Raw genomic sequence first — 831 nt, forward strand, 5'->3', positions numbered from 1 at the left:
TGTATCTACCTTATTACAGCAACCTCACCCCAGATAATCAAAAAGGGCATCACAAAACTGCAATGCCCTTGAAAACAATCAACTATCACCATTGAATTGTTTTTCTGCTTCAGAATATACCAATACCATACCGAAATGAATTAAAGTTTCTTTTCAGCTTAAGAGATCATAAATTTGTCATAAAATTGTAGTTTTAAAGCATGGTAAAAGCAGTTATAATTGACGATGAATTGAACGCCCGGGATTTGCTGGAGAAAACCCTGGACCGGTGTTTTCCTAATAAATTCAATATTGTGGAGAAATGTAATTCAATTGATACGGGTGTAGTGGCCATCAAAAAATATGAACCCGAACTCGTTTTTTTGGACATCCAAATGCCCGAAAAGAACGGATTTGAACTCTTCAAATATTTCGATGTCATCAATTTTGAGGTGATTTTCACCACTGCTTTCAATCAATTCGCCATTAAGGCTATAAAACGCAGTGCCCTGGATTATTTACTAAAACCAATAAATAGCCTGGAATTATCGGATGCGATTAAAAAGTTTGATAATAGGAACAAAGGGAACTTTGCTCAAAAAAAACTCACCCTGCTGCTCGAGAACCTTAATGTGAATGATCAACACGTAAGTAAAATTGCTTTCTCAACAGTTGATGGTTTTGAACTCATGCATTCCAACCAGATCCTCTATTGTAAGGCCGAAAGTAATTACTGTTGTATCAAGCAAATTAGCGGCCATACCAAACTCGCCACAAAAACCTTAAAGTATGTCGAAGAGATCCTTCCTGCCCATTCCTTTATAAGGATCCATAAAACTTACGTCATTAATC

General features: G+C 36.5%; 1 protein-coding gene. It reads left to right on the plus strand.

What is annotated here, in order from left to right:
- Positions 1–200: 200 nt before the first annotated feature.
- A partial coding sequence (locus tag HC175_RS15515; RefSeq protein ID WP_168139357.1) for a LytR/AlgR family response regulator transcription factor occupies positions 201–831 on the plus strand: 631 nt, incomplete at its 3' end.

The sequence above is a fragment of the Salinimicrobium oceani genome (assembly GCF_012037645.1).